The organism is Paenisporosarcina sp. P4_E4_2 (genome assembly GCF_056401595.1).
In genome coordinates this window covers 1-4,769 of record NZ_JBFUJC010000245.1, presented here as the reverse complement: position 1 = coordinate 4,769, position 4,769 = coordinate 1, and the positions used below count along the sequence as shown (strand labels likewise).

General features: G+C 42.5%; 4 protein-coding genes. All 4 read right to left on the bottom strand.

Going from position 1 to position 4,769, the window contains the following annotated elements; genetic code table 11:
• On the bottom strand, positions 1 to 488 hold a 488-nt coding region (locus tag AC1DSB_RS14565), incomplete at its 3' end, for a P-loop NTPase family protein (RefSeq protein WP_477586970.1).
• Positions 488 to 2,641 (bottom strand): methylmalonyl-CoA mutase, encoded by a 2,154-nt coding sequence (scpA, locus tag AC1DSB_RS14560; protein WP_477532239.1) that lies wholly within the window; start codon positions 2,639 to 2,641, stop codon positions 488 to 490. The genes AC1DSB_RS14565 and scpA, both read right to left, overlap by 1 nt.
• Positions 2,631 to 4,286: a methylmalonyl-CoA mutase family protein gene (locus AC1DSB_RS14555; RefSeq protein WP_477586969.1), complete on the bottom strand. Its 1,656-nt coding sequence runs from the start codon at positions 4,284 to 4,286 to the stop codon at positions 2,631 to 2,633. Before AC1DSB_RS14555 ends, scpA begins: the two co-directional genes overlap by 11 nt.
• 237 nt (positions 4,287 to 4,523) lie before the next feature.
• Positions 4,524 to 4,769: 2-oxo acid dehydrogenase subunit E2 (locus AC1DSB_RS14550; RefSeq protein ID WP_477586968.1), on the bottom strand; the 246-nt coding region annotated here is incomplete at its 5' end.

Below are 4,769 nucleotides of genomic sequence, written 5' to 3'. Positions count from 1 at the left end.
GTCCCTGCAGAAGGAGATGGTCGAATGAAAGCATTTTCGTGTCGAACGAGTTCTTCCATCCGAGTTTTATCCCCTAAAATACTGCCACCTGTAAGGCTTGAGCTCGGATCAATGGCGAGTACAGCCACTTTAAATCCAATGTCACACAAATATTTCCCGAACGCTTCGATAAACGTACTTTTCCCCGCACCTGGAACACCCGTGATGCCGATACGAATACTATTTCCCGTATGAGGCAGCAATTCCTGCAGCAACTGTTGACCAGTACGTTTATCGTCCATCACGGTACTTTCAAGCAAAGTGATGGCTTTAGCTAAATGGAGCCTGGAACCATGACGAATTTCACGCGAAAAATCATCGACAGAAATCTCTTTTTTGTGAGATCGTCGAAATTGCTTTCGAGACGTTTGCCCCATGCCGTCATGAGTAGACTTCAGTCCACCCATCACATGCATTGCACTTTTCTGCTGGTTCTCTTGACCTTCCATTATTCCTTCACTTCCTCATACCCAAGACGTCTATAGATTTCTTCTATCACTTTCGCAGCTGCCACCGGAATGACAGTTCCTGGACCAAAGATTGCAGCAGCTCCGTTTTCACGTAAAAACGCATAATCTTGAGCTGGAATTACTCCTCCAACCACAATGAGAATATCTTCGCGATTCATTTTCTTCAGTTCACTTTGAAGTGCAGGCACTAATGTCATATGTCCAGCTGCAAGTGAACTTACTCCAATTACGTGCACATCGTTTTCGACCGCTTGTTTTGCTGTTTCTTCTGGTGTTTGGAATAACGGACCAATATCCACGTCAAAACCTAAATCGGCAAATGCCGTCGCGATGACTTTGGCACCACGATCATGTCCGTCCTGCCCCATTTTCGCGATAATAATTCGTGGACGGCGACCCTCGTTTTCTTTAAAGTCTTCCGTCATGTCTTTTACTGCCTGGATTTCTTCTTCATTTGAGAAGTTTGAACTGTATACGCCACTCACGGAACGAATCACCGCCTTATGTCGACCTGATACTCGTTCAATCGCATCTGAAATTTCGCCAAGAGTAGCACGAACACGCGCCGCTTGAACTGCACATGCAAGCAAATTGTCTTCCCCAGTTTCAGCCGCTTTTGTAAGAGCAGTCAATGCCAATTGCACGTCATCTTCATTTCGCGTTTGTTTCATTTTTTCAAGACGGTCGATTTGTTTTTGACGCACGACCGTATTGTCAATATTCAAGATATCAATCGGTTCTTCCTCAGCAAGTCGGAATTTGTTAACACCGATGATGATTTCTTTACCTGAGTCAATTTGTGCTTGTTTCTTAGCAGCAGCTTCTTCGATTTTCATTTTCGGTAATCCTGTTTCAATCGCTTTCGCCATTCCGCCAAGTTCTTCGATTTCTTCAATCAATGCCCATGCTTTTTGCATCAATTCGTCCGTCAATTTCTCAACAGCATAAGAACCTCCCCACGGATCGATCACTTTTGTCATCATCGTTTCTTCCTGTAGGAACAACTGCGTATTTCGTGCAATTCGCGCTGAGAAATCCGTCGGTAACGCAATTGCTTCATCCAATGCATTGGTATGCAGGGACTGCGTATGCCCCATAGCTGACGCATTTGCTTCAATTAATGTACGTGTCACATTGTTGAATGGATCTTGCTCCGTTAAACTCCATCCTGACGTTTGAGAATGTGTTCGGAGTGCCAAAGATTTCGGATTCTTAGGATCAAACGTCTGCATCATTTGCGCCCATATTCTTCTAGCAGCACGCATTTTCGCTACTTCCATGAAATAATTCATGCCAATTGCCCAGAAAAACGACAATCGGGGTGCAAATGAATCAATGTCGATTCCTGCTTTCAAACCAGTTCTCACATATTCCAAACCATCTGCCAATGTATAAGCAAGTTCGATATCAGCAGTTGCACCGGCTTCTTGCATATGGTAACCAGAAATCGAAATCGAATTGAATTTAGGCATAAACTTCGACGTGTATTCAAAAATATCCGCAATGATTTTCATCGACATTTTCGGTGGATAAATGTACGTGTTACGTACCATGTATTCTTTCAAAATGTCATTTTGAATAGTTCCCGTTAATTGCTCATGCGTAACTCCCTGTTCTTCCGCTGTCACGATATAAAAGGCCAAGATCGGCAATACCGCCCCGTTCATGGTCATTGATACTGACATTTGATCTAAAGGAATGCCATCGAACAAAATTTTCATGTCTTCTATCGAATCAATTGCTACTCCAGCTTTCCCAACGTCGCCTGTTACCCGTTCATGGTCAGAATCGTATCCTCGATGGGTAGCCAAATCAAAGGCTACTGAAAGCCCTTTCTGGCCCATTGCCAAGTTTCGGCGATAAAAGGCATTGCTTTCTTCCGCAGTTGAAAATCCTGCATATTGTCGTACAGTCCATGGACGTGACACATACATCGTGGGATAAGGTCCTCGTGTGTTTGGTGCAATACCTGGAAAATCCGACATATGATCAAGTTTTTCTACATCTTCTTTTGTATATCTAGAAGCCAGTCGAATGCCTTCATTCGTTAAATAGGATTCGTCAGCTTTTTGTGAGTCATGTTGTTGCGTTACAAACTGTTCCAGTTGAACTGCTTTGAAATCAGGCTTCATTAACATGGCCCCCATTCTTTTTAACATCAATCAATTGCTGCATTTTGGCAATGACATCCTGGCCTGCAAAAATAGAACCATTCAGACCTTGCTCACGCCATTTGTTTTCTTCAGTATGTCTACCCGCAACATCAATTATTGTTTGTTGATCGGCAATATTTAAGAACTGTGGCAGAATTTCGTTCGTTATTTCATCCTTGGCTGCACATACCACATATTCCATCTGGTTAGATTTTACCCAATGCCATGCAGATTGAGCATCAGAGAATACTGGGCTCATGACTGGATTTAATCCTCCCGCTTGCAGGAAACCTTGGACAAAATCAGCTCTCGGTTTAACGTCTTTCAAAACGCCAAATGACACAACGGCAGTTGAAAGTGGAAACTCACCGAAATGTTTTCGAAGTTGTTCGAAAGGAACTGCTAAGCGTCCGTACTCTTCTGCAGTGTCAGTTGTGACAATCGAATCTGACGGATTGGCATAAACATTCGTCCCGATTAATGAAGCTTTGCGTTTTGCGATTGCTTGTATTCTTGATGAGTGGACGTTTTTAGCCAGTGACATCAAATAATCTTCTTGTTCCGCTGGATTCATATCCACCGTTTTCAGGAACAAATCCCATGATTGTCTGACAAGGTCTGCAGTTAATGATTCGACATAAAATGAACCTGCTGAAGGATCAATCATTTTATTAACCATCGTCTCTTCGCGAATGACCAGTTGTACATTGCGTGCAATTCGCTCTGACGTTGGAGATGTGCCTGTCAATGCATCATAAGGTGAAACCGATAGGATGTCTGCGCCGCCTAGTACGGCTGAAAAAGCTGCATTTCCGGCTCTTAATAAATTAACAGTCGGATCTAATTTCGAGTATGATCTCAATGAAGTATTAGCAATAACGTTAATTGCTTCTTCCTTTTGGTTATATGCACTTGAAAACGCTTTCCATAATACGCGGAATGCACGTAATTTAGCTATTTCCATAAAGAAGTTCGTGTCGATTTCAAATTGTGTCGCGACCTTTGTTAATTCAGCTTGCTCTTCTGCTTGTTTCGAAAGTGCCAACAATGCATAGGCAAGTTCATGAACGGCAGTACCACCAGCGTAGTGAATAGCACTGGTTGAAATATTTCTGCTAAGTGACTGAACTGAGACGGGACCTTCAATGTAACCATTCAGTTCATCTAACTGCTGCTGAGTCATTCTGTCAAAGACTTGCATGATTTGATCGTCAGAGTCTTTAATTGATAAATAGAATGGATGGCTATTCAACAATTCAGCCAAGTCCTCTATTTCAGTAGCTGACCAAGCCCATGAAGGAACTGTAGCTTTGTAGACAGTCATGTCGTTACCTAGATTTAATTGTTCTTTTGCTTTATGTAGAAATTCTGAAGCCGAACCGGCATTTGTCGTTTGGGCAACAAGCCAAGTCGGTTCTTTTTTCGCATGCGAAATGACGGCGGAATGATTCAATGTTTTATGTAAATGTTCAGCCGTATAAAGCGGTTCGAGGTCRATACCTTCAAAAGTAGGTGTAATCAATTGTTCATACGGTTTGCCTTTTAAAGTACGAACAGCTTCTTCTTGCCAATTTTCAAAATTCGCTTTAGGAAAAGTTGCCTGTTTCATTTGTTCGATTGTCATGTGGTCGCTTTCGCTTCCCTCCTTCGAATCTGTTACTCACTCTTAGTCTAACTGAGTTTGGGCCATGATAAAAGCACAAAAAACCCGATGACCGAGAGTTTCGGCATCGGGTAATTTTTTTGTCCAGTTTCAAGCGCAAATTCGCACCTAAGCTTCAGTACCTCATGCGAAAACAGGTTTTCAATTCGGTCCTTCAAGCACCGGTGTCGAACTCGAGTGGCGCTTTACACTTTTCAATTAATAAACTGACGTGTTTTCTTTCGTCATGTTTTCAAGGATTTCTTTTACGCGAGCTAAGAAGCGTCCGCAAACCAAGCCATCCAATACACGGTGATCAAGAGATAAACATAAATTAACCATGTCGCGAGCTGCAATCATTCCGCCATCCATAATTACTGGACGTTTAACGATTGATTCTACTTGTAGAATTGCTGCTTGTGGGTAATTGATGATGCCCATTGATTGAATTGAACCGAATGAACC